The organism is Vibrio sp. 2134-1, from assembly GCF_033339495.1.
Genome location: NZ_JAWOUS010000206.1, coordinates 1 through 913, shown reverse-complemented (window position 1 = coordinate 913; position 913 = coordinate 1). Strand labels below are relative to the sequence as shown.

Sequence of the window (913 nt, the reverse complement as noted above, 5' to 3'; positions counted from 1 at the left end):
AGCCAGAGAGTGCATTAACAAGGCGCATTTAATTCAGACGCAATTGATCGAAGAAGATCAGGGGGAAGGCAAAGTGCCGATGACTCTGGTTATGGTGCACGCTCAAGATCATTTAATGACAACGATTCTAGCGCAAGAAATGGCTGTTGAGATTGTCGCTTTGAACAAGCAACTCGCGAATAAGTAAGGAAATCATTATGTCTAGAGAGGCGATCAAACTTGCCATTATTGGTGGTGGCAGTAGCTATACCCCGGAATTGGTTGAAGGGGTAATCAAACGCTTGGATTACTTGCCAGTTAAACAGATTCACTTTGTGGACATAGAATCCGGCGCGGAAAAGCTAGAAATCATCAAAGGCTTGGCTCAGCGGATGGTCGATAAAGCGGGCGCGGATATTGAAATTAAAGCGGATTTTGACCGCCGTGCTGCGATCAAGGGCGCTGACTTTGTCATGACTCAATTCCGTGTTGGCGGGCTTGCTGCTCGAGCAAACGATGAAAGAATTCCTATTAAATACGATGTGATCGGACAAGAAACCACAGGCCCTGGCGGATTTGCTAAAGCACTGAGAACCATTCCGGTCATTCTTGATATCTGTAAAGACATTGAAGAGTTGGCGCCAAACGCTTGGATGCTCAACTTTACGAACCCTGCTGGTCTCGTCTCAGAAGCGGTGAGTAAGCATACTAAAGTCAAAAGTATCGGCTTATGTAATGTACCCGTCTCAATGGAAATGATGATTGCAGAGATGATGGATTGCGAGCCTAAAGAGCTACAGTTGGAGTTTGCAGGTCTAAATCATCTGGTCTGGGTACACAAAGCATGGCTGCAAGGCGAAGACATCACTCAAACCGTCTTAGAGAAAGTCGGAGATGGCGCTAACTTCAGTATGAAGAACATTTGGGAAGAACC

Annotated in this window: 1 protein-coding gene and 1 pseudogene; both read left to right on the top strand. The window is 46.0% G+C overall.

Annotated elements, in window-relative coordinates; genetic code table 11:
- Nucleotides 1–187, top strand: a 187-nt coding sequence (locus R7R78_RS24960; RefSeq protein WP_225474479.1) for a PTS lactose/cellobiose transporter subunit IIA, incomplete at its 5' end; no start/stop codon positions are given.
- Between the two features lie 10 nt (nucleotides 188–197).
- Nucleotides 198–913: pseudogene (locus R7R78_RS24955) on the top strand (6-phospho-beta-glucosidase); the annotation flags it as partial.